Annotated in this window: 20 protein-coding genes and 2 riboswitches; of the genes, 2 read left to right on the top strand and 18 right to left on the bottom strand. The window is 48.6% G+C overall.

Annotation, left to right across the window (positions count from 1 at the left end):
* Window positions 1-27 precede the first annotated feature (27 nt).
* The 9 genes from purB to B5066_RS01555 form a co-directional block, all read right to left on the bottom strand.
* A complete protein-coding gene (gene purB / locus B5066_RS01595; RefSeq protein WP_079474211.1) occupies window positions 28-1323 on the bottom strand; it encodes an adenylosuccinate lyase in 1296 nt (431 codons plus the stop codon).
* A gap of 31 nt (window positions 1324-1354) precedes the next feature.
* Window positions 1355-2494 carry a 5-(carboxyamino)imidazole ribonucleotide synthase gene (gene purK, locus B5066_RS01590; RefSeq protein ID WP_079474210.1) on the bottom strand — a complete coding sequence of 380 codons (1140 nt, stop codon included), beginning with the start codon at window positions 2492-2494 and terminating at the stop codon, window positions 1355-1357.
* Entirely contained in the window at window positions 2482-2976 is a 495-nt protein-coding gene (purE, locus tag B5066_RS01585; protein WP_079474362.1) for a 5-(carboxyamino)imidazole ribonucleotide mutase, read from the bottom strand. Before purE ends, purK begins: the two co-directional genes overlap by 13 nt.
* Before the next feature lie 174 nt (window positions 2977-3150).
* A riboswitch (purine riboswitch) is annotated at window positions 3151-3252 on the bottom strand.
* 91 nt (window positions 3253-3343) lie between these two features.
* Complete coding sequence (locus B5066_RS01580; RefSeq protein ID WP_079474209.1) at window positions 3344-3538, bottom strand: NETI motif-containing protein; 195 nt, start codon at window positions 3536-3538, stop codon at window positions 3344-3346.
* 112 nt (window positions 3539-3650) lie between these two features.
* Window positions 3651-4952 carry a Zn-dependent hydrolase gene (locus B5066_RS01575; protein ID WP_233133366.1) on the bottom strand — a complete coding sequence of 434 codons (1302 nt, stop codon included), beginning with the start codon at window positions 4950-4952 and terminating at the stop codon, window positions 3651-3653.
* 49 nt (window positions 4953-5001) lie between these two features.
* Complete coding sequence (locus tag B5066_RS01570; protein ID WP_079474208.1) at window positions 5002-7818, bottom strand: ATP-binding protein; 2817 nt, start codon at window positions 7816-7818, stop codon at window positions 5002-5004.
* Window positions 7811-8179 carry a response regulator gene (locus tag B5066_RS01565; RefSeq protein WP_079474207.1) on the bottom strand — a complete coding sequence of 123 codons (369 nt, stop codon included), beginning with the start codon at window positions 8177-8179 and terminating at the stop codon, window positions 7811-7813. Before B5066_RS01565 ends, B5066_RS01570 begins: the two co-directional genes overlap by 8 nt.
* Before the next feature lie 19 nt (window positions 8180-8198).
* Window positions 8199-9788 (bottom strand): diguanylate cyclase, encoded by a 1590-nt coding sequence (locus tag B5066_RS01560; RefSeq protein ID WP_179124007.1) that lies wholly within the window; start codon window positions 9786-9788, stop codon window positions 8199-8201.
* A 205-nt stretch (window positions 9789-9993) separates the two neighbouring features.
* A complete protein-coding gene (locus B5066_RS01555) occupies window positions 9994-10881 on the bottom strand; it encodes a nuclease-related domain-containing protein (RefSeq protein ID WP_079474205.1) in 888 nt (295 codons plus the stop codon).
* Window positions 10882-11044: 163 nt separating this feature from the next.
* Here B5066_RS01555 and B5066_RS01550 point away from each other — a divergent pair, with 163 nt between their 5' ends.
* Complete coding sequence (locus tag B5066_RS01550; protein WP_079474204.1) at window positions 11045-11641, top strand: DNA-3-methyladenine glycosylase; 597 nt, start codon at window positions 11045-11047, stop codon at window positions 11639-11641.
* Window positions 11642-11647: 6 nt separating this feature from the next.
* On the opposite strand, the gene B5066_RS01545 is transcribed toward B5066_RS01550, so the two are convergent.
* From B5066_RS01545 to B5066_RS01515, 7 genes are all read right to left on the bottom strand, one after another.
* The gene (locus tag B5066_RS01545; RefSeq protein ID WP_079474203.1) at window positions 11648-12643 is read right to left on the bottom strand and encodes an acrylyl-CoA reductase family protein; all 996 of its coding nucleotides are present in this window, start codon (window positions 12641-12643) and stop codon (window positions 11648-11650) included.
* Between the two features lie 112 nt (window positions 12644-12755).
* Window positions 12756-14069: an NCS2 family permease gene (locus tag B5066_RS01540; RefSeq protein ID WP_079474202.1), complete on the bottom strand. Its 1314-nt coding sequence runs from the start codon at window positions 14067-14069 to the stop codon at window positions 12756-12758.
* 88 nt (window positions 14070-14157) lie between these two features.
* Window positions 14158-15702, bottom strand: a complete 1545-nt coding sequence (gene guaA / locus B5066_RS01535; RefSeq protein WP_079474201.1) for a glutamine-hydrolyzing GMP synthase — start codon at window positions 15700-15702, stop codon at window positions 14158-14160.
* A gap of 212 nt (window positions 15703-15914) precedes the next feature.
* A riboswitch (purine riboswitch) is annotated at window positions 15915-16015 on the bottom strand.
* Between the two features lie 31 nt (window positions 16016-16046).
* The gene (locus B5066_RS01530) at window positions 16047-18197 is read right to left on the bottom strand and encodes a transglutaminase TgpA family protein (RefSeq protein ID WP_079474200.1); all 2151 of its coding nucleotides are present in this window, start codon (window positions 18195-18197) and stop codon (window positions 16047-16049) included.
* A gap of 15 nt (window positions 18198-18212) precedes the next feature.
* Window positions 18213-19397, bottom strand: a complete 1185-nt coding sequence (locus B5066_RS01525) for a DUF58 domain-containing protein (RefSeq protein ID WP_079474199.1) — start codon at window positions 19395-19397, stop codon at window positions 18213-18215.
* On the bottom strand, window positions 19394-20353 hold the full coding sequence (locus tag B5066_RS01520) for an AAA family ATPase (RefSeq protein WP_079474360.1): 960 nt from the start codon (window positions 20351-20353) through the stop codon (window positions 19394-19396). Before B5066_RS01520 ends, B5066_RS01525 begins: the two co-directional genes overlap by 4 nt.
* A 92-nt stretch (window positions 20354-20445) precedes the next feature.
* A complete protein-coding gene (locus B5066_RS01515) occupies window positions 20446-20895 on the bottom strand; it encodes an Lrp/AsnC family transcriptional regulator (protein WP_079474198.1) in 450 nt (149 codons plus the stop codon).
* A gap of 153 nt (window positions 20896-21048) precedes the next feature.
* On the opposite strand from B5066_RS01515, the gene B5066_RS01510 reads away from it, so the two are divergent.
* Window positions 21049-21684: a YitT family protein gene (locus B5066_RS01510; protein WP_244897325.1), complete on the top strand. Its 636-nt coding sequence runs from the start codon at window positions 21049-21051 to the stop codon at window positions 21682-21684.
* A gap of 33 nt (window positions 21685-21717) precedes the next feature.
* On the opposite strand, the gene B5066_RS01505 is transcribed toward B5066_RS01510, so the two are convergent.
* Window positions 21718-22290: a Fic/DOC family protein gene (locus B5066_RS01505; protein ID WP_079474197.1), complete on the bottom strand. Its 573-nt coding sequence runs from the start codon at window positions 22288-22290 to the stop codon at window positions 21718-21720.
* Between the two features lies 1 nt (window position 22291).
* Window positions 22292-22498, bottom strand: coding sequence for a hypothetical protein (locus B5066_RS01500; protein ID WP_079474196.1), 207 nt, complete (start codon window positions 22496-22498; stop codon window positions 22292-22294).
* Between the last annotated feature and the right edge of the window lie 31 nt (window positions 22499-22529).

Below are 22529 nucleotides of genomic sequence, written 5' to 3'. Positions count from 1 at the left end.
CAGGCTCCTCCTTTGGACTATCCCTTGTTATTCGATACCGGCACGGGCGAAGATTGTATTGACTTCCTTCATGTGATGGCGGTGGTCAAAGCATTCCTCAATTTCTTCACTGCTTAGCACATTCGTAATGGCCGGTTCATTTTCTACAAGCTCCCGGAATGGAATGCCTTTTTCCCATGCTTCCATCGCTTTAGGCTGTACAGTGTCGTACGCTTCCTCGCGGACCATGCCTTTGTTGATCAGCGTAAGCAGCACGCGCTGGGAGAAGACAAGGCCGAGCGTTTTGTCCATATTTGCTTTCATGTTGTCTTCAAACACTGTCAGGTTCTTCACGATATTGCCAAAACGGTTCAGCATGTAGTTAAGTGCCGTAGTCGCGTCTGGAATAATAATCCGTTCGGCCGAAGAGTGGGAAATATCACGTTCATGCCAGAGCGGCACATTTTCATAAGCGGTCAGCATATGGCCGCGGATCACCCGGGCCAGTCCAGTCATATTCTCTGATCCGATTGGGTTGCGCTTATGCGGCATCGCCGAGGAGCCCTTCTGTCCTTTGGCAAAAAATTCTTCCACTTCCCGGGTTTCACTTTTTTGAAGGCTGCGGATTTCGACGGCCATTTTTTCGATCGAAGTAGCAATTAACGCGAGCGTACTCATGTAATCTGCATGACGATCCCGCTGCAGCGTCTGCGTCGATACCGGCGCCGCCTGAAGGCCAAGCTTCCGGCAAACCGATTCCTCGATAGCCGGCGGAATGTTGGCAAATGTGCCCACTGCTCCCGAGAGCTTCCCAACGCGGATGCCCTCGGCCGCTGCGTCAAAGCGCTCGATATTGCGCTTCATTTCCTGATACCAGAGAGCGAGTTTGATGCCGAAGGTGGTTGGCTCTGCGTGCACTCCGTGGGTGCGCCCCATCATGATCGTATGCTTATGCTCTTTTGCCTTGTTTTTTAAAATTTCGAGAAAGCGTTCCAAATCGGCCCGCAAAATATCATTGGCCTGCTTAATTAAATAAGAAAGAGCTGTATCCACCACATCAGTCGAGGTCAGGCCGTAATGAACCCATTTGCGCTCATCGCCGAGCGTCTCTGACACCGCCCGTGTAAACGCCACAACGTCATGGCGTGTTTCCTCTTCAATCTCCTGGATCCGTTCGATATTAAACGAAGCGTTGTCCCGTATTTTTTCCACATCTTCCTTTGGAATATCCCCAAGCTCCGACCAGGCTTCGCAGGCACAGATTTCGACCTCCAGCCAGGCGTTGAAGCGGTTCTCCTCAGTCCAGACGGCTCCCATTTCCGGGCGTGTGTAACGATCGATCATAGTCAGGTTCCTCCACTCTTCTCTTTAATAATTATTTCTCTATGTACTGCTTCCATACGTCTGTGGACCGGTCGAGCGCATCCTGAAGATTTTCCCTCAGCACTGTCCAGTGCCCCATCTTCCGGCCAGGCTTGGCTTCATCCTTGCCGTACAGATGCACATGGTCCTTGCTCCACTCTTCCATATGCGTGGTCACTGCTTCGACATGTTCACCGAGAATATTGGTCATCACCACTGGCTGCTTCAGTCCGGCAGGGCCAAGTGGAAGACCGCAGATGGCACGGATGTGCTGTTCAAACTGGGAGGTTTCACAGGCTTCAATCGTATAATGGCCTGAATTGTGCGGTCGCGGCGCCACTTCGTTTACATACACCGTTTCATCATCTGTAACAAACATTTCCACTGCAAGGGTGCCAATAAGATCCACATGCTCGGCAAGCCGATGGGCGATACGGATCGCCTCTTCGTTCACGAACCGCGAGATTCGTGCCGGTACAATGGTCTGGTGCAGCACGTTATTAACATGGATGTTTTCTCCGACTGGAAACACGCCGGTCTCGCCGTGTACGCTCCGGGTGACAATGCAGGAAATTTCTTTTTGAAACGGGATCCATGCCTCGAGTACTAGCTCTTTGCCATCGGTTCCGCCAAGAGTTTCAAACGCCGCTTCTGCTTCCTCTGCTGCTTTTAACACTACCTGGCCTTTACCATCGTAGCCGCCGCGGCATGTTTTTAATACGCTGGGCACGCCGATCTGCTCTACCGCTGCCGCAAGCTCCTCGCGGGAGGTAACCTGGTGATACGGGGCTACTTTAATATTCGCTGCTTCAATAGCATGTTTTTCGCGCAGGCGGTGCTGCGCCGTATGAAGGAGATAGCTTCCCTGCGGAAGATAAAGGATGTTTTCCAGATGTCTGGCTGTTTCTGCGTCAATATTTTCAAACTCATAAGTTAATACGTCACACGCTTCTGCCATTCTGTCCGCTCCTGCACGATTGTCGTAAGAAGCTTCAATTTCAACATCTGCCACCTGACCGGCAGGGGAGCCTGTTTTTGGTTCAAGCACGGCAACCCGGTAGCCCATCGGCTTAGCCGCAAACGCCATCATCCGTCCGAGCTGTCCGCCTCCAAGTATTCCGATTGTCTGTCCTGGCTTCATTATTCGTTCCATAGTTCATCTCCTGACTGCATGACCTGCTTACGCATTTGTTCTCTACGCTGACCGAGTTTATCTGCCAGCTTTTCGTCAAAGGCTGCAATCATCTGGGCGGCAAGCAGCCCCGCATTTGTTGCCCCGGACGTTCCAATTGCTACGGTCGCTACCGGCACGCCGCCGGGCATCTGGGCGATGGATAAAAGCGAGTCCCATCCGCTCAAAGCTTTGGACTGGACTGGCACCCCAATGACTGGAAGAGTCGTTTTTGCCGCCAGCATCCCTGGCAGATGAGCTGCTCCGCCGGCCCCTGCGATGATCGCTTTTAAGCCACGCCCTCTTGCTGCTGCCGCGTATTCAAACATATAGTCCGGCGTCCGGTGAGCAGATACGATTTTTTTTTCATACGGTACTCCGAGCTCGTCGAGCACCCCGCATGCCTTCTGCATTGTTTCCCAGTCGGACGTACTGCCCATAACTACTCCTACCTGAGGTTCCACTTGCGCCACTCCTTTACTTTTCCTCACGTACTTTTTGACATAAAGAAGCCCCGGTGCCGGATCCACCCTTAAAAAGGATAGTCCTCCACACGCCGGGGAAGGTCTCGTGAACGTATAAGCTCTACTATAGAAGAAAAATTCAAGCCGAAGCTTCTACTATTTCAGACAAAGGCTTCGTTTGATCATTCTCCTCATAGTCCAGCAATTTACGGTTGCCGGGTAGAGACGCTCGAGCCTTATTCCCGAAAGTATATGAGGATTGTCATCGTTCTGCTTTTCTAGCTTACGTGTTTTAGCTTAACAAGTTGTTATATTATCTGTCAATCAAAAATCGAACAATCAGAAACAACAAAGCATAATCGTTCGTTTATTTCCTTTTTGCTTCAAAGCTGATTTCCTGCCTTACCGGCACATACTGCACCTCTCCATTAATGGTACGTTCTTCAAATACGGGCTTTTCCATCCGGCGTACCGGCATAAAACCTTCGGCAGTAATCCGGGCGAGGCATTCTTCTACGGTTTCTTCTTCCTCTACATAAAAAGTTTGTTTATTTTTTGCCATTCAGTTCGCTACTCCTTATTACTTTACTTCAACATTTTAATTATAACAGGTTTTTTCTAAAAAAAACGAATGAAGCAGAATACCGTTTTCCGCTTCATTCGTCTATTTATCGTTATTTCCCTGTGCCTATCTTTCGTATGGTCTCTTTTAAAACAGCCACCCCGTTTACACAATCCTTTAATTCGGTAAATTCTTCCGGCGTGTGACTTTTACCTTCAAAGCTCGGCACAAACAGAAGGCCAAACGGCACGTAAGCACCAAACATCATAGCATCGTGGCTGGCTCCCGATACGAGCGATTCGGTAGCAAGACCAATATTTTGGGAAGCATCCTCAATTGAACGCCGGATCCACTCAGGCACCGGTACTGGTTTTACTCTGAAAGCCACTTCATGAGAGACAGTAATCCCGCGGCGTTTTGCTATTCTTTCAGCTTCGCTTCGTGCCTGGGTGATCATCTGATCCCGAACGCCCTCATCAAGATCCCGGATGTCGGCTGTCAGCCGGGCTTCGCCGGCGATCACGTTTGAACCATTCGGTTCCAAAGAGAGCCTCCCTACTGTTGCTACAGCCGTGTCGCTGTGCATGGCCGGAAGCTGCTCTAAATAAAGAATAAATTCTGCAGCCGCGGCTGCTGCGTCTTTCCGGATGTTCATCGGAGTATTGCCGGCATGATCTGTTTCCCCGAAAAAATGAACCTCAAGCCAGGAGGGTCCCGCAATTCCTTCAACCACTCCGATGCTGGCTTCCTGTTGTTCGAGCTGTTTCCCCTGTTCAACATGCAGTTCCAAATACGCCCGCAGACGTTCGCGCGGGTAAATATTATTTTCGAGCTTGTTCGGCGAATAATCCATCAGCTTCATTGCTTCCGCTGCTGTAATTCCTTCATCATCACGCATTTGAAAAAAGGCATCCTTCGATATATCGCCAACGGCTGCCCGGCTTCCGAGCAGGCCGCTTCCAAAGCGTGCGCCCTCTTCATCTACAAAGACGGCAATCTCTACGGAACAATCCAGCTCAGCGCCTTCTTTTTTCAACGCTTCTACAGCCATCAGGCTCGATACGCACCCGAGGGCTCCATCAAAAGCACCTCCGTTTTTCACAGTGTCTAAATGGGAACCGGTAAGGATAATTGGAGCTCCGGCCCGGGCTGACTCCCACAGGCCGTAGATGTTACCCACGCCGTCTTCTCTTATACTCAGCCCAGCTTCTTCCATCCAGGAACGGAAAAGATTTTTTGCTTTCTGTTCATCCTCTGTATAAACATAACGCGTAATACCGCCTTCTTCCGTCCAGCCGACCGCTGCCATTTCTGCCAGGCGGGCGGCCAGAACTTCGGGATCGATTGAGGGAAAGCCCCTGCTTTCCTCAACTGTCTGAAGCAGACGCTGCCTGCTGAATCCCTCGTTACCCAAAGCATCATCACTCCTTCTTTTCTCTCAGCCTAACACAACGGAAAAAACGTTACACTTCATTAAAATCAGGAACGTATACTTCGCCATGGTTATCAGTCTGCTCAATGATGCGGCGCACCTGCTGGGACAAACTATTGGGCGGATACGGCTTGGTCAGGTAATGCCGCACATCCATACGGGCCATTCGTTCTTTATCCTCGTGAAGGGCCGAGGAAACAATAATCGGCACATCTTCAGTATGTCGGAACGATTTCAACCGTTCAATAAACTTCCATCCGTCCATCTCTTCTCCAAGCATCAGGTCCACCACAAAAACTTCCGGCCTCAGCCCCCGCTTTAGCGCCTCCAGCGCTTTGTAAGGATTAAAGTAGTGCACCACTTCATACCTGGCATGACGAAGCTCTTCTGAAAGAAGCATCCCAAGGCTTCGGTCGTCTTCGAGTATCAACACCGAGTGCAGCTCACTTCCTTCCGGCAGTTCTTCCATATCAAATTCCACTCCTGCCAGCGGGAAGAATAAGCAGAAGCTGCTGCCTTCCCCTTCCGTCGAAGCAACCTCTATCCGCCCCTTGTGGTCTTCTACAATTTGTTTTGTTACTGCAAGGCCCAGGCCGGTACCCCGTATTTTCCGCCGATCTTCATCATTTATACGATGAAACTTACTAAAAAGATGCGGAAGTTCTTTTTCCGGTATTCCAAGGCCTTCGTCGGAAATTTTCACACGAACCATATTTTGCTCATTGGCAAGCTCAATTTTCACTTCCCCGCCCTCTGGAGAAAACTTTACCGCGTTGCCAATAATATTAGTAACGCCCTGCACGATTTTACCTTTGTCTGCATGGATACGTCCATACTGCAGCCGGTCTTTTACTACAAACGTGTGCTCCGGCTGGTTGGGTTCAAATGTATCCACCACTTCAAGCATCAGGCTGCTGAGATCAACTTCTTCCATCTCATATTCCTGTCGTCCCGCTTCCATCCGCTGCAGGTCCAGGAAATCATTTATTAATGAAGTCAGCCTTCCCCCTTCCCGGTGAATGGTTTCTATATACTTTTTTTGGCGGGCCGGCTTCAAATCTTTAACGAGCAGCAGCTCGGCGAAGCCTAAAATGCTCGAAAGCGGAGTCCTAAGTTCGTGGCTCACCGTGCTGACAAGATCTGATTTCATCTGGTCAAGCTCGAATTCTTTCGTCCGGTTGCGGTGCACAAAGATTGTTCCCTTTTCTTCAGATTCCATTTGTACATTACGTCCATACAGCTCGTACACATGCACGGAGCTGTCTGTTGTAATTTTGTACTCGATGCTGAAATCCGGTCCTGTTCCATTATCGATAAACGCCTGGAAATAATTCTCTACTTTTTCCCGGCAGTCTTCATCGATCTGCTTCAGCCATTCAGAGGTCCATTCCCCAAACGGCAGCGCCTGAGCCTCATTCTGCGCCCCGGCTCCGATCATGCTCCACGTCCAATGATTCGCATGCTCCAGCGTTCCGCTTTCATCAATATACTGAATACCTTCATCGACGCTGTCGATAATACGCTGATACAAAAAGCGCTCCTTTTCTGTTTTCTCAAACAACAGAATACGCCCGAAGGAAATAGAGGCCTGGCGGAGAATTCCTTGCATGGTCTCACGCTCCCGCCCAGAAAAATTCTTTCCGGTCCTAGTAAATACCGCCGCTCCGATCATTTCCTGCTTGCTGCTGAACACCGGCAGATACATTTCATATACTGTCGTTTCTTTGGTACTCAGCCCTTCTTCTCCTCCGTATGATTTCCGCTCAATTACATGGGCCTTTTTCGTGTTTTCGATTAAAGCAAACGGACTATCGGCGGAATGGGTCTCGAAATGCTGTTTTTCCTCTTCACTCATTCCGTACCAGGCAGCCTGCCAGGACGGTTCCAAAGCTGCAACCATTCCTTTGTCAAAATGAAAAAGATCGTACATTTTTGCAAGCAGCTGCTCCATCAGCACCTGCTTGCCCATCGAACCGCTGAACGTTTCGTTCAGTTCGTTTAATGTCCGCAGGTATTCCTGCTGCTCCTGAAGCTCGTTCTGCTGAACGACCAGCTCTTCGTTTCGATCCATAATCGCGTTTTGGTTTTGCTGAATACTCGATGCCATCGCATTAAAGGAACGGCTCAATTCTCCTATCTCATCACTGCGGTGATTGTCGGAAATTGCTATCTCTTCACCACTCCCCACTTTGGCAGCAGCATTTTTCATCTCCCATAGCGGACCGGTAGTTTTTCGCAGAAGCAGCCATACAATAACGCCAAGCGCACTCAACATGCCAATCAAATACAGAAGGTAGGCAAGATTCGAATTCTCGTTCAATTCAAAATACCGGTCATTTACGTTCATTCGTGCAGCCTCAGCCTGATCGTGGCCGCTCGATAAGCTGTTAATGAGGGCTCCGGCCTGAGAGCTTATCTGCTCGCGATTCTCAATCGTGGTGCTTCCGGCTTCCACTGCTTCAGTCAGCTGAGGCAGCCATTCGTTTTTATAATCGTTCAAAAATTCTTCTGTCTGAGCCACCAGATCGGTATCCGCTTTGCCCAGGCTCCGGTATTCCTCGAGCTGAGCCCGTGCAGCACTAAGGTTCCGTTCAGTGTCATCCAGTTCACTTCCGTCTCCGAAAGCAAGGTAGCCGCGACCTGCGATAATAATCTGCTGGGTATAAAACTCCAGATCTGCCAGAACGTTCTGTGTTTCCCGCCACTGCCTCGATTCATTCTGGAGTCCCTGCTGATTCGCACTCATATAGATATGCTGCCCAATGCCTCCAGCAGCGGCAAGCACGAGCACGAGTAGAAAGATGATACTGAATCTTCGGTGAAGCCGGCTTTTTATGTAGTTACGCATCGAGCATTTCCTCCACGATCGTAATTAGCAGAGCCGGGCTAAACGGCTTGGATACAAATTCCATCACACCTGCTTTTCTTGCTTCCTCTTTATCTTTGTCCTGGGTTTTCGCTGTAATCATCAGCGTTTTCATATTTTCAAGCCTACCGTCTTCCCGAAGCATGGAGACTACTTCCACTCCGTTATACTCCGGCATCATATTATCGATAATTAAAAGATCATAGGAAGCAGCACTCGCTTTTTCATATGCGTCCCTTCCATCTGCCGCTTCGTCGATCATGTATTCTTCTTCGTCCTCTAAAGTATCTACGATGAGCATGCGAAGTACTTCCGCATCGTCGGCTACTAGTATTTTATACATTTCCCCCGCCTTTCCCAGTTCACAGCACCCGCTGTATCAATCGTTTCGCGCGTGCGACCAGTTCTTCTTTTCGAAATGGCTTCATTAAATAATCATCCGCTCCAAGTTCCAGCGCATGAACGATATCCTCTTCGTTCCGATTGCCTGTGAGCATTAATACAATCATGTTACTCGACGGATATTTTCCCCGAAGCTTCTCAAGCACTGCAAATCCATCCATCCCAGGCATGGTAACGTCCAGCACAACAAAATAGCGCTGCCCGCGTTCGTAATTTTCTTTTTCAAAAAATGCTTCGCCAGAGGAAAAATATGTTGTCCGTACCCGGTACCTCGCAACATTTAACTGATGAAACTGATCGGCGACAAAGGAAGCCATTGCTTCGTCATCATCGATAATAAATACGTTTATGTAAGGAAGATCCATGGTCGTTTCTCCCGAATAGGAAACGACTGCATTCCGGCCGGAGCCTTTTGCTTCGAGCATCGCTGCATCTGCTTCATTGATCAGCTCCTGCAAGGAAGCGTGCACAGTAGTCGCTGTAGACATACCAGCTGTAAATCCGAGCCGGTACGGCAGGCGCCGGGCTGATACAAATTCCGCAAAGGATTGCTGAAGCCGCTTCATTATCTTTTCTGTTTCTTCCGCAAACGTCTGCTGAAAAATAAACAAAAACTCGTCCCCGCCCAGGCGGATCAAATGATCACTCGGGCGCTTCCGGGAAAGCATATGGCTGACAAACCATTTGAGCACCTGATCGCCTTCCTCGTGGCCGTAGCTGTCATTGATCTGCTTGAAATGGTCAAGGTCCGTTAATGCTATAGAGAAAGGTTTACCGCTCCGTTTAAACTCCGCCCACAGACGACTTTCCTCCATTTCGAGCATTTTCCGGTTATAGGCCCCCGTGAGCTCATCTACCGTTAACGCTTCTTTCATCGGCGCCTGCCATTCCAGATGGCGGTGAATAACCTGCACCATTTCCATCGTGGAATAAGGGGGCTTGATCACAAAAGCAGCCCCGTCTTTATAAAACTGATCTGCTCTCTCTGTGTCTATTCCGCCGTTACAAAATACGACGACAGGCAGCAGCTCATCTCTCGCTGCATCTTTAATGCGCTTAATAATGGTCCGGCGCCCCCGCATGGCTAAAGCCTCAGAGAGAAGAATCATTTCGGGATGGTACTCTTCGATTTTCTCCACCAGCTTCCTGCGGTCAGAGGCAAGCAGCACATGATGCCCAAGCGCTTCAAGCTGCTCTTTCACCTCATACAAAACGTGCAGAGACGTATGGCCGAGAAGCACAAATGAAGATTCTTCCTCTAAAGCATAATAGGAAATGGTGAATTTATCTGCACGCTCTCCCTCTTCCAGCATGTTCATAATTTTTTCTGCATAGGCACTCCGGGTTTCTGCCGGAGTGCCAGCATTGAGCCTCCACATCGCTTCCTCTGCTGTTTCAGCCACCTGGCCCAGGCCCAGCGTGGCTCCGGTGCCTTTAATTGTATGAAGCCATCTGTACATTTCTTTAAAATCTTCATATTGTTTTTGCTCTAAGTATTCGTGCTGTTTTTTAATATTTGCAATAAAGGTTTCCTGATATTGATTCGCCATAATAATATCCCTTCTAACCATTATTATCTATTTTCCATTATATACTATTTAAGCATGTCAAAAGTAGCTTAACATAAGAAAAAGTTTACTGTTTTCAAAAGCGGAAAATCTTTAAATTTCCTTTAGGAATGGAGAGGTGCAGCCGTATTTTGGCACAAAAAAATGCCGCAGCGATTGGCTGCGGCGTTTCTTGCCTGAAAGCATTTTAGGAGACGTAATTCGTTGTAATGATAGAGCGTTCCATCTGATACAACTGCTCCTGGGAATACAGGGGCTCGTTCTGGGAAAACTGTTCATGAAAGAAGGCCCGCAGTGCTGCCTCTGTCGTGAACCGGTGGGTGAAAGCATCCACCGAAACGTCCTGGACAAACCGGTCATCCTGCGTGTTCGAATGGCCGAAAAAAATAATCGGCGTGACTTCTCCCGGATTGTGCTTTTCCCTGCGCAGAAAGTTTTCCGTAATCGAAGCTGTCGCTTTCGCATGCTCTATTGGACTGTCGTGCACCTCGAACGTTCCTGAACGAACGTGCCCCCGGCTCGTATTTTGAAAAACCATCGTCGTTTCCACATCTTCTTCGAGATCGGGATACAGCGTATCAAGCACAAAATCAAGCGTTCCGGCATTGTGCTTACTGACCCCGTGAATAATATGGCCTTTCCATTTCTGCGTCTCAAGCACATACAGCCCCCGGGTCGTCAAAACAACGTGGTCCACCTGGCGGGTGGAAAGCTCTGACCGTTCATCGAGCGGCACGTATACGTGTCCGGAAATCAACATTTCATCTACGGCGATTTTATTTGCTTCGACAAGATCATTTTTAATGCTTCGAAGCAGTTCATGTGTTTTCATCTCTTCCGGTTCCCGGGAAATTTTCTCCAGGTGATAGATGTAATCTGTCAGTTTCCCTTTTTCTTCTTCGTATTTACCACGTATCGCCTGAATATCCTCGCGATACTGCGAGCTTTTTCCTTCGATTTCTTCTTCCATCTTTCTGTCATACTGCCGGACTTTCTTTAAATACTGATCGCGCTGAATTAAAATGACTGCTCCAATAATAATTAAAGCTATAATAACCGTGACCGCTATACCCATATGAGCACCTCTTCCATCTCCTGCCTTAATATTTTTACTATGACCCGGGATTTGGTACACTAAAAAACGCTTGCTGATTGCTATGTAAAAGCATATACATTATATTTCTATCATAATCAATATATTCCTTTTCGTATACACCAAAAGAAAGGATTCTTTCCCAATGACACTTTATTCTGTTGTTCCAAAAAGCTTTTATGAAAAACCGACCCTCGAGCTTTCCAGAGCGCTGATCGGCTGCGTGCTTGTACATGAAACGCCGGAGGGCCCTGCAGCTGGCAGAATCGTTGAAACGGAAGCCTATATAGGACCGGTAGACCGTGCAGCGCACAGCTATAATTACCGCAGAACCAAACGGACAAATGTCATGTTTTTTTCGCCGGGCCACGTCTATATGTATACTATGCATACCCACGCGCTTTTAAACATCGTCAGCGGAGTGGAAGATTCCCCCGAAGCCGTGCTTATCCGTGCTATAGAGCCCGTAACAGGCCTTGAACTCATTCAAAAACGCCGGCACCGCGCCCGCGGAATTCAGCAGACAAACGGCCCCGGCAAACTAACGAAAGCGCTTGGTATTGATATGAGCTATTACGGCCATGAACTTGACCAGCCACCACTCTATTTGTCTCCAAAGGAATCTGAACCTGCAGTGGAAAACGGTCCACGAGTTGGCATTTCCGGGAGCGGTGAAGCCCGTCATTATCCGTGGCGCTTTTTTGAAACAGGTAATCCTTACGTTTCCAGGTGGAGGGCATGAGGGCTGTTATTTCAGAGCCACGATGCGACGGCCCTGAATGCGGCTTTCCAATATAGCGTCAAGATCTTCTGCCAAGTGATCCAATGTAGTCTCGCTGGCGATTGCGTCAAGAAGCGATTGAACTTTCAGGTCGCTGGCGAGGCGATTCCATACATATTGTCTTTTTTCTGACGGACAGTAAACAGAATCAATTCCGGCCAGATTTATTCCGCGGAGAATGAACGGATGAACTGTCGTGGGAACATCTGTCCCTCCGGTAAGGCCGCTGACAGCTGCAGTACCGTGATATTTCATTGTACTCAGCAGGTAGGCAAGCGTTTCTCCCCCAACGGGATCTACAGCTCCGGCCCACGTTGCTTTCCCGAGCGGCTTCCGTTTATCGGGATTCACATCTTCGCGGGAGAGAATGCGCGAAGCACCGATATCCCGGAGGTAATCATGGGCTTCGGCGTTTCCCGTGACAGCTGCCACCTCATATCCGAGCGAATGCAGCATAGCTACTGCCATACTACCGACACCACCGGTAGCGCCAGTCACGACGATTTCGCCCTGGTCCGGGGTAACTCCCTCTTCCTCAAGGCGAACGACTGATAAGCCCGCTGTAAATCCGGCAGTGCCAAAAATCATTGCTTCTCTCGGCGTCATTCCTTCCGGAAGCCGGACTACCCAATCAGCAGGCACTCTTGCTTTTTCCGCATAGCCGCCGTGGTGGGCGACTCCTAATTCATAGCCTGTGACGAGTACCTCATCTCCCTGCTGATATCTTGAATCACTGGATGAAGCCACAGTACCGGCGAGGTCGATGCCCGGCACAAGTGGGTACCCCTGCGCAATCTGGCTTCCAGATGCTGCCGCCATGCCGTCTTTATAATTGATGCTTGAATAGTGTACATCGATGGTGACGTCGCCTTCAGGCAGATCCCCTTCCTCCAGCGTGCGTGCTTCCTTTGTAACTTCTCCCTGCTCGTTTTTATCCACGACCAATGCCTTAAATGTGCTCATATTTCCACCTCCATAATTTAATCCTTTCTCCTATTCCCATTAAAGCTTCATTCCATGCAGAAGATAAAAAAACAAAAAGCACGCGCCTCCTTCAGGAAGCACGTGCTGCTTGCTACGGTGTTAAAAATAGGAAAAAGATAATAAATACAAAAAACAAAACGTACATAATCGGGTTCAGCTGCTTTCCTCTCCCAGTCAGAACCATCGTGATCGGGTAGAAGATAAAGCCCATGGCAATACCGGTCGCAATGCTGTAGGTAAGCGGCATGGATACCACGGTTAAAAAAGCCGGCACGGCAATTTCGAGACGATGCCACTCAATTAAACGAAGCGACGATACCATCAGCGCCCCAACAATAATAAGAGCCGGAGCCGTTACAGCACTTGTTACTACGCCAAGCAGCGGTGAGAAAAACAAAGCGGTAAGGAAAAGCAGCGCTGTAATAATGGAAGCAAAGCCAGTGCGGCCACCGACAGCTACACCAGCTGAAGATTCAATATATGCTGTCGTCGTCGATGTTCCCAGAATCGAACCGATGACGGTCGCCGATGAGTCGGCCACCAGTGCGCGGCCGGCACGCGGAAGTTTGTTGTCTTTTACAAATCCAGCCTGATTGGCTACCGCGAACAACGTCCCTGCTGTATCAAAAAAATCTACAAACAAAAACGTGAGGACAACGATGATGAATCCAATAATAAAGCTTGAGTCCCACGAAAAGTCAGCAAGAGAGGTGAAAGCCGCTCCGAAGGTCGGGGCAATACTTGGCACCCCGGAGACAATCTGGCCCGGCGGCTGAATCTGGCCCACGAGAATTCCAGCCAGCGCTGTCACCACCATTCCGTAAAAAATCCCACCGCGGACGCCAAGCGTCATCAGTATGACAGTGACAAGAAGCCCGAATGCCGCAAGAGCAGCCGGTCCGGAAGTAAGTGTACCGAGCGTGACGAGAGTAGACTCGTCCGCTACCACAATCTGTGCCCCCTGCAGGCCGACAAAGGCGATAAACAGCCCAATACCGGCAGAGACGGCATACTTCAGCTCCTCTGGAATCGCATTGATAATTTTCTCTCTAATGCCAAATGTTGTTAAACCGATAAAAATCATTCCGGAGCAGAACACCCCGAATAAAGCAAGCTCCCAGGGAATCCCCATTGTCAACACCACGGAATATGTGAAAAAGGCATTAAGCCCCATCCCCGGGGCCAGAGCTATCGGATACCTGGCAAGCAGCCCCATAATTAGTGTCCCAATGGCCGCTGCTAATGCTGTTGCCACAAAAACGGCGGATTCGTTCATTCCGGCTTCGGCTAAAATACTGGGGTTGACGAATAAAATATACGCCATCGCAAGGAAAGTCGTTAAACCGGCTAACGATTCTTTCTTGTAGTTCGTCTCATTCTTCGCAAATTCAAAAAAACGATCCATACTCTTATCTCTTCCTCTCTTTCCTCTCCCCAGGCAAAACTCTCTCTTGTTCTATTATATATTAATCTTGGAGGTTAAGCTGTAAACCTTACTCCCACTCAATCGTCGAAGGCGGCTTAGACGTGACATCATACACTACACGGTTAACGTGCTGGACTTCGTTGACAATTCTTGTGGAAATCTTTTCGAGAACGTCATATGGAATACGGGCCCAATCTGAAGTCATACCGTCAATCGACGTAACCGCCCGAATACCGACAGTGTAGTCATACGTACGGCTGTCGCCCATTACGCCAACACTTCTCATATCCGGGAGCGCCGTGAAGTACTGCCAGATTTCACGGTCAAGGCCGGCATTTTTGATTTCTTCCCGCAGTATATAATCTGATTCACGCACAATTTCAAGCTTCTCCTCCGTGATCTCTCCGAGCACACGAATCCCCAGTCCCGGCCCTGGGAACGGCTGCCGCCAAACAATTTCATCCGGCACTCCAAGTTCCGTGCCGAGCTTGCGGACTTCATCTTTAAACAGCGTATTTAAAGGTTCGATCAGATCAAATTTCATGTCCTCCGGCAGGCCGCCAACATTGTGGTGGGACTTGATCGTCTGTGCTGTATCCGTTCCGCTTTCAATAACGTCTGTATACAGCGTACCCTGAACAAGAAAATCCACATTTTCAAGCTTTCCTGCCTCTTCTTCAAACACGTATATGAATTCATTACCGATAATTTTCCGTTTTTGTTCTGGATCACTCACGCCGTTGAGCTGATCGAGAAAACGTTTTGCCGCGTCTATTTTCACGATATTCATTTGAAAACCACGTCCAAGAGACTCCATAACGCCTGTAGCTTCCTCTTTGCGCAGCAGGCCGTGATCGATAAACATGCATGTAAGCTGGTCCCCGATTGCCCTATGAACAAGTGCTGCGGCTACCGAGCTGTCCACACCGCCACTCAATGCGCAAAGAACATTACGGCTGCCCACCTGCTCACGAATAACGTCCACCTGCTCATCAATGAAATTTGCCATTGTCCATTCGCTTGAGCATCCGCAAATACGGTAAGCAAAGTTTTTCAGCATGTCATCGCCAAACTGAGTGTGGCGTACTTCCGGATGGAATTGAACGCCATACATTTTCTTTTCCGGAGCGCTCATGGAAGCTACCGGACATGATGGGTTGGTTGCATCCACCGTAAAACCTTCCGGCGGCTCGACAATTAAGTCCCCATGACTCATCCACACGTTCTGGGTTTTCGGCAGGCCTTCAAATAGCACCGGGTTCGCCTGCACATGGATATCTGCCTTGCCGTACTCCCTATGCTGGGCTTTTTCCACTTTTCCTCCGTAATGCAGCGTCATCAGCTGCATACCGTAGCAAATTCCCAAAATAGGAATATCCAGGTCAAAAATAGCTGGATCACAGGTAAGCGCGCCTTCGGCATACGCGCTGTTCGGGCCGCCGGAAAAGATAATCCCCGCTGGATTTAATTCTTTAATTTTTTCTGCGCTGATCGTATTCGGATGCAGCTCACTAAAAACGCCGAGATCCCTGATTCTGCGTGTAATCAATTGATTATACTGGCCGCCAAAGTCCAGGACAATAATCGTTTCACTGATATTTCCTACGCTCATTGTTTTTACCCCTAACTGTTTTTCAAATATGTACGTGCAAGGTTTACTTTAAAGGAATGACCGCTTCCCGGCAACTGTCTGATTTCGATTGCAGCTCCCCGGGCCTCGGATGTTTCAGTAATAATTTTTCCTTCGCAGACCAAAAAAAGCTGCTTTCGTAATATACGAAAGCAGCTTCAACTTGGAGGCATACAGCTAGGCTTCTGCTGCCGACTGCCTCTCACTGCCCTCGTAGTCCAGCCATTTTCCGGCGGCCGGGTAGAGACATTTGAGCCTGATCCCAAACTATACGAGGTATTCACCTGTAAACATGAAATAAATTTTAACAGCCGGCTTCAGGCCGGTCAAGAACGGATTTTCTTTACCATTCGTTTCCATATTGCCACCGTTTCCGGCTCGGCTCCGTCACCTGTTTTGCGTCCGTAATACAGTCGCTCATATTTTTCCGTCAGACGCTCCATATCGCTTGTGTCATAGACTTCGTCCACCCGTCCAGCAAATTCCCGCAGCGTTTCGCCAGCATTTCGTTTCACGCGCGCTGTCTGCAGAAGCCGTATCAGGGCCTGATAGGCGTTCATAAATTCTGTGTCAGACTTCATATGACGGTATTTGAAAAGAAAGTAGGCACTCAGCAGCTTTTTCCGGAAGAGCCATCCCGCTCCAACGAGGAGAACTGCTGTTGTAAGCAGCGCCCATAGCAGAAGCTTCCAGTCGAAGCTTTCTTCTCCGGATGCATCCTCCTGTTCATCGCCTACATTCCCTGCCTCAGGTGCTGCCTCTTCTTTTTCAGGGGCGGCTTCCTCTTCCTGCGGCTCCTCTTCTTCAATTTCTGGAGCTTCTTCTGCAGCTTCATTGTTTTCATACGTGTAGTTAAAATCTGAGGAAAAACCTTTCGTCGGTTCAAACGGCACCCATCCGACCTCAGGAAAATACACCTCCACCCAGGAATGCGCATTTTCATTTGTGACCTCTACCTCATTTTCATTTCCCGGCGCCTGGTCACCTTCTGTGAAACCTTTGACCCAGCGCGTGGGTATATCAAGCGTCCGAAGCAGCACAGCCATCGAAGTCGAATAGTTATCACAATAACCGGCGCGTGATTCAAACAAGAACTGGCTTACGTAATCCCCGCCTTCCGATGGAGCTGGAATATTTGTCGTTTGGTAGGAAAAATCAGGGCCCCGTAAATATCTTTCCACCGTTCTCGCTTTCGCATAGCGGTTGTCATCATCAGCTGTAAGGTCTTCAGCAAGCTCCTGAATTTCTCCAGGCAGATCCTCCGGTAACTGTGTAAAATATTCGATGATTTCTTCCGGGTCCTCTGTATTATCAGTAACGGCGCTCATCTCTTCCACTGGAAAGTCTGCCGTTTCATACGCTACAGTATAATTATTTAATGATGCCGCCTCCCCTTCGGCCCCAAACGATACCTGGGTCGTCCAAGCATTCGCTGACGTTTCCACGTCTTCTTCAATAGACAAAAAAGAGCCCGGATAAAAGGCAAAATCAAACTCCTGGGTTTCCGCCATTTCAATATTTACTTCCTGTTCTTCTGTTTCGATACTTTCATCGTATAAACCAGCTTCTAAAGACGTTTCGCCAGGGGTATCTATTTCCCAACCAAGGCCGGTATATACGTTTTTTGCTTCCCCCCGCCAATATCCGTTAATATCCCCGGAGGCTGTAAACACGGGCATGTCACTCATTTGAAAGCCGCCGCCAAGCCGTTCATCGGTGCCGTCATATCCAATCTTCTGCACGCCCTGGGAGCTTCCGGTGCTGCTCTCCCCCCATGTTAAAAACGGAACGGGGTCAGGCCACCGGGGTTCGCTTTTAGGGGCAAGCACCCCTACACCTCCGGCAGTAATTAAAAAGGCAGCCATAATCAGCGTCCACCGTACAAAAATTGTTCTCTGGGCCTTCCTGTCTGTTGCGCGTAACACAATACGCTCCCACTGAAGCATCCCCAAAAGCAGAAACCCTATAACGAAGGTACGTATAATCGCAAACATTCCATCGTACTCAAAGAATGTATCCATGACCCCAATATAAATAATTGTGAATGTCAGAAACAGTAAAATCCTGCGAGACTGCACCACCCAAAAATAAATCAAGTAGCTCATGATAGCGAGCAGAAGCATAAACAGTACACTCCGGAACATATCTGTCAGTGCATACCATTGGCCGCTGATGATATAAACAACATTTGTCTGCACTTCCGCCACCATAGAAACCAGCCAGTTCAGCTGCAGCGGCGATCCCTCATAAAAAACGCTGTTTACCCCTGCCATTATAATCAGCAGTATACTGCCAACTACTGCCCACCAGGGCGGACGCAGATAAATTACAATAAAAAACGCTGCAGAAACCACCATAAACACGGTCACTGACCCTGTTCCGGTTGCTTCCGGCAAAGGGAGCAGCCATTCTGCCAATAGAAAATAACCAAGAATATAAACAATCAACTTTTTCCAGGTATGCTCCGGTTTAACCAAATAATTATGCCTCCTCTATAGCACCTCAAAGCCAGCATCCCCCGGCTGAACATAGTAAATATGAATATTGGCATGCCGCAGCGCTTCCACACTTTCACGGCGGGAGAACCCGCTTTCGTCAGGAAGCAGTGCTACAATAATTGAACGCTTTTGCCCGGCCCACTGCTTTAACTCTTTGATTCTAGTATTAGTTAGTACCGGGGTCACGTAAATTAACGCTTCAAGCCCCGGGGCTTTTCGTAAAAACGGCGAAGCTTCCGTTTCTGGAATCAACTCCACATACGCCAGGCCTTGATAAATACGCTGGAAATGCTCCTTCGAGGTATCTGGCTGCTGCAGGGGCTGTTCGGAAGCCGTGACCCCGTAACCAACGGGCATCTTCGTTTGGTAGGCGTATTCGGTTAACGAAGCAGCAAATTCCACCGCTGCTTCAAATGGCTCAGCAGACATATCAGCTGCATTTTCAAGCAGCAGAAAATAACCCTCTCCTTTTTCAGCTTCAAATTCTTTTGTAACAAGTTTTCCAGCTCGGGCTGTCACTTTCCAGTCAATATTGGCCATCCGGTCCCCGGGTGTATAATCTCTGACCCCTGCCACGTTGACAGATTCGTTTTTTATCCGCTGCGAAAGCGATACTGATTCTGAAGAATTGTCTGCCGCCGTATTCCAGTTTGCCAGCTTTCTCATTCTTGGAAGTACTACTACCGTCGAAGACACCGAAATGTCATAGTCTTTTTCTACAAAGCCAAACAAGTCGCCGGAACGGACTTGGAGATAGTCGATGCTGTGCTTTCCCCGTCTTCTTCCCCTCAGGCTGTACGAATAGGATACCCGCTTTTGAAAAAAAGGAAAAACAAGAGTTTCAGCTGACGCTTCCCAATCCCGGACTCCATATGGCTGATGATCCCGAATCTTTACATACATCAGCGGAAGCGGAATTCTTTTCTCTAACGTCACTACAGCCTCTGTGTGCCCGTTAAATGAAAGCATGTCAGCACCGAGCCTGCGCTCAGCCTTTAAGGAACGGAGGGGATAAACTAATAATAATAATTGCATCACCGCAAGGGTCGTTACACTGTAGAACAAAAACCAGCTGACAAACCCCCCTTGAAACATGGCGTAAATAAATAATACAGCTAATGCAGCCACAACAGCTGCCAGCTGCATTACTTTTCTGCCAATCCGCAAAAACCTTTTCATGGCCGTACCGCCGAATCACTGTCCGAGGAAGGCACGCGAAGACTTGATAAGATATCTCTCACCACGCTCTCCCCGTCTTTGTCCGCCATCTGCTGATCTGTCTGCAGAATGAGACGGTGCCCCATTACAAAGGGAGCAAGATACTTTACATCATCGGGTGTCACGTAGTCTCTTCCCCTCACAAAAGCATACGCCTGTGACACCTTCATCAGCGCAATGGAACCCCTCGGACTTACACCAAGATAAATATCGCGGTGGTTTCTGCTTTCCCGCACGATAGAGACAATGTACTGTTTCACCGAATGATCCACATGTACATCTTTCACGAGTTCCTGAGCCTTCAAGACATCTTCAAGGCTCATAACAGAGGAGAGCTCGTCAATCGGATGTGTAAATTCCACCCGTTCAAGCACTTTGATTTCTTGTTCTTCTGTCGGGTAACCGAGGCGCAGCTTAAAGAGGAAGCGGTCGAGCTGCGCTTCCGGAAGAGGATACGTCCCTCCGTATTCCACAGGATTCTGTGTGGCCATTACGAAAAATAAACGCTCAAGGTTTCGCGTCTCCCCGTCCACCGTCACGCTTTTTTCCTCCAGAGCCTCCAGCAGAGCCGACTGTGTTTTTGGAGAGGTACGGTTAATTTCGTCTGCCAGCAGAACGTTTCCCATTAAAGGGCCGGGGCGGAATTCAAACTCCATCGTCCGCTGATTGTATATAGAAACGCCTGTAACGTCTGACGGGAGAAGATCCGGAGTAAATTGTATTCGTTTAAAACTAGCGCCAATGGACCTGGCAATCGCCCGTACCATCATCGTCTTTCCCACGCCGGGGACATCTTCAAGCAGAATATGCCCGCCGGCCAGGAGTGCAGTCAGGCTCAATTCAATCTCAGCTTTTTTTCCGACTACAACCTGCTGCACGTTTTCGATGACACGCTGCAACGCTTCACGTTCGTTCACCAATATCTTTCTCCCCCTATTATTGTATATACTCTCGCTCTATAATTCATATTAATCTTATCACAATTACTCTGTCCGCGGAAGAAAACCGGCTACTCCTCCTCCCGGTGTTCAGGCAGTATTTTTCTGCGTTCAACCGGTGATTTCAGTACGATCGATGTATTAATGTTTCCATAGGAAATCAGGGTATCGACCAGCTCCCTTAAGCTTTCCATTCCCTCTACTGCCGCTTTAATAAAATAGCTGACCTCGCCGGTCACACGGTGACACTCAAGCACGCGGGTATCCTCTGCGATCATTTTTTCAAAATGCTGAATGGTGTCCTTCAGTTCGCTTACCTGAATCATGAGCAGCGTGTCCCGACCTACAGCAGCCGGCGGAACCACGGCACTAAACTGATCAATAATTCCTTTTTCCTGCAGCCTTATCATTCGTTCTGACACGCTTGGACGGCTTAAATTTAATTTTTTGGATAAATCACTTACGGATATTCTCCCATCCTCCTGGAGGATCTCAAGCATGCTGATATCAATTTGATCCATATGAATGCACTACACCTTTCTTATTGAATGTAAATAATCAAATATGTATTCATTTTTATTCATTTTAGGCTAATTATCCTTCATATAACCATTCACTCGTTCCTTGTTCTTTCTTATAATTAAAGTAACCTATTGTTGAAGGAGAGACGACCGTTGATAAACATAACCAATCTACTACAAGTCCTCGCCGGATGTTTGTTAGCTGCCTTCGGCATTATTCTGCTTCAGCACGCTGATTTGGTCACAGGGGGCACCGCAGGCCTGGCGCTTGGATTAACGTATTTACTCCCGCTATCTTTTTCGGCCGTGTTCTTTTTGATTAACCTGCCTTTTTACGTGTTTTCTATCGTGCATATGGGGTGGAAGTTCACGTTGAATACAATCGCCGCCGTGTCTCTGCTTTCTGCTCTTACAAGCCTTGATTATTTTCTTCCTGCTTTCAGTATACAACCTGCTGCCGGAGCCATTTTCGGCGGGATCAGCATAGGAGCAGGCATTTCGATTTTATTTATGAATAACACCTCGCTTGGAGGCGCGAACATACTCGCTTTATTCCTTCAGCGGCGGCTCCAGTGGAACCCCGGTAAAGTCAATTTATCTTTTGATGTAATTGCTGTAGCTGTAGGACTCGCTTCTGTCGGCTTAATCGCAGGCGCTTACTCCACGCTTTCCATTATAGCCACCGCTTTTGTCCTCAGTACAGCTAAAGGAAAAATTGCCGCTTCGCGGCCCCTTGCAAGCCCGAAGCCACGTTCTTCACGACAGGGCGGTTTAATTGAAAAGCAATAAGCCAAAAGCAGCTTCCCATGGGAGGCTGCTTTTTCAGCTTTCGATCAACCCTTCCACCAGTGCTCCAGCGGCTTTATTTTCATCGTCATCCACGGAGGCTTCAAACAGTTTTTTCTGTTGAACAGGGGTATAGTTCATATCGTAGCCGTGGTGCCAGGCAAGCTGGCGAATAAACTCCCGCTGCATTCTACCGTTCCCCTCCCGAAATGGATGAATGTGATTAAGGTCATTGTAGATTGGGGCAAAGGCTTCGGCAAAAGCTTCCCTTTCTGCATACGTTTTTTGATTTTTTTCCTGGACAGACTCCTTGAGGTGGCGCAGACCTCGGTCAATAAACGCTGCGGGTAGAAAGGATGTTCTTCCTTTAGCAAGATCCACCGTACGGAACTCTCCTGCCCAGGCGTATACATCGGAAAACAGCCGACGGTGAATACGCCGTATATGCTCTTCATCGAAGGATCCCAGCACTTTTTTTGCCGTCATCATCTGCTGCAGACGGTACGTAGTAATAATCTGTTCGATTTTCTCTGCTTTGGCTTTTTCCCGAAAATTCATCTTGTTCACAAGCACGCCGCTGTCCCCATACGTATAATAGGATTCACCCATATTATAAACGCCCTTCCGCTACAAAAGCTGTCACTTCTTTAATAGTCATTTCCCCGTCGCGGAGCTTACGCACGGCTTCGATGTCTTTTTCTGAAAAAATAAACCCTTCAATTTCTGCAGAAACAATCGCGTTCTTAAGCTCCCTTTCTTCGGGCGTACCAGAAAAATTGTACCTGTCGACTGCTGATAAACTGCTTTTCTCGTTCATCCCTCTGCCCCCTTGCCTGTAATAAAAGTGT

The sequence above is a fragment of the Marinococcus halophilus genome (assembly GCF_900166605.1).
Classification (GTDB): domain Bacteria; phylum Bacillota; class Bacilli; order Bacillales; family Marinococcaceae; genus Marinococcus; species Marinococcus halophilus.
The sequence above is the reverse complement of the archived record's forward strand: the minus strand, read 5'-3'. Positions and strand labels throughout refer to the sequence as shown.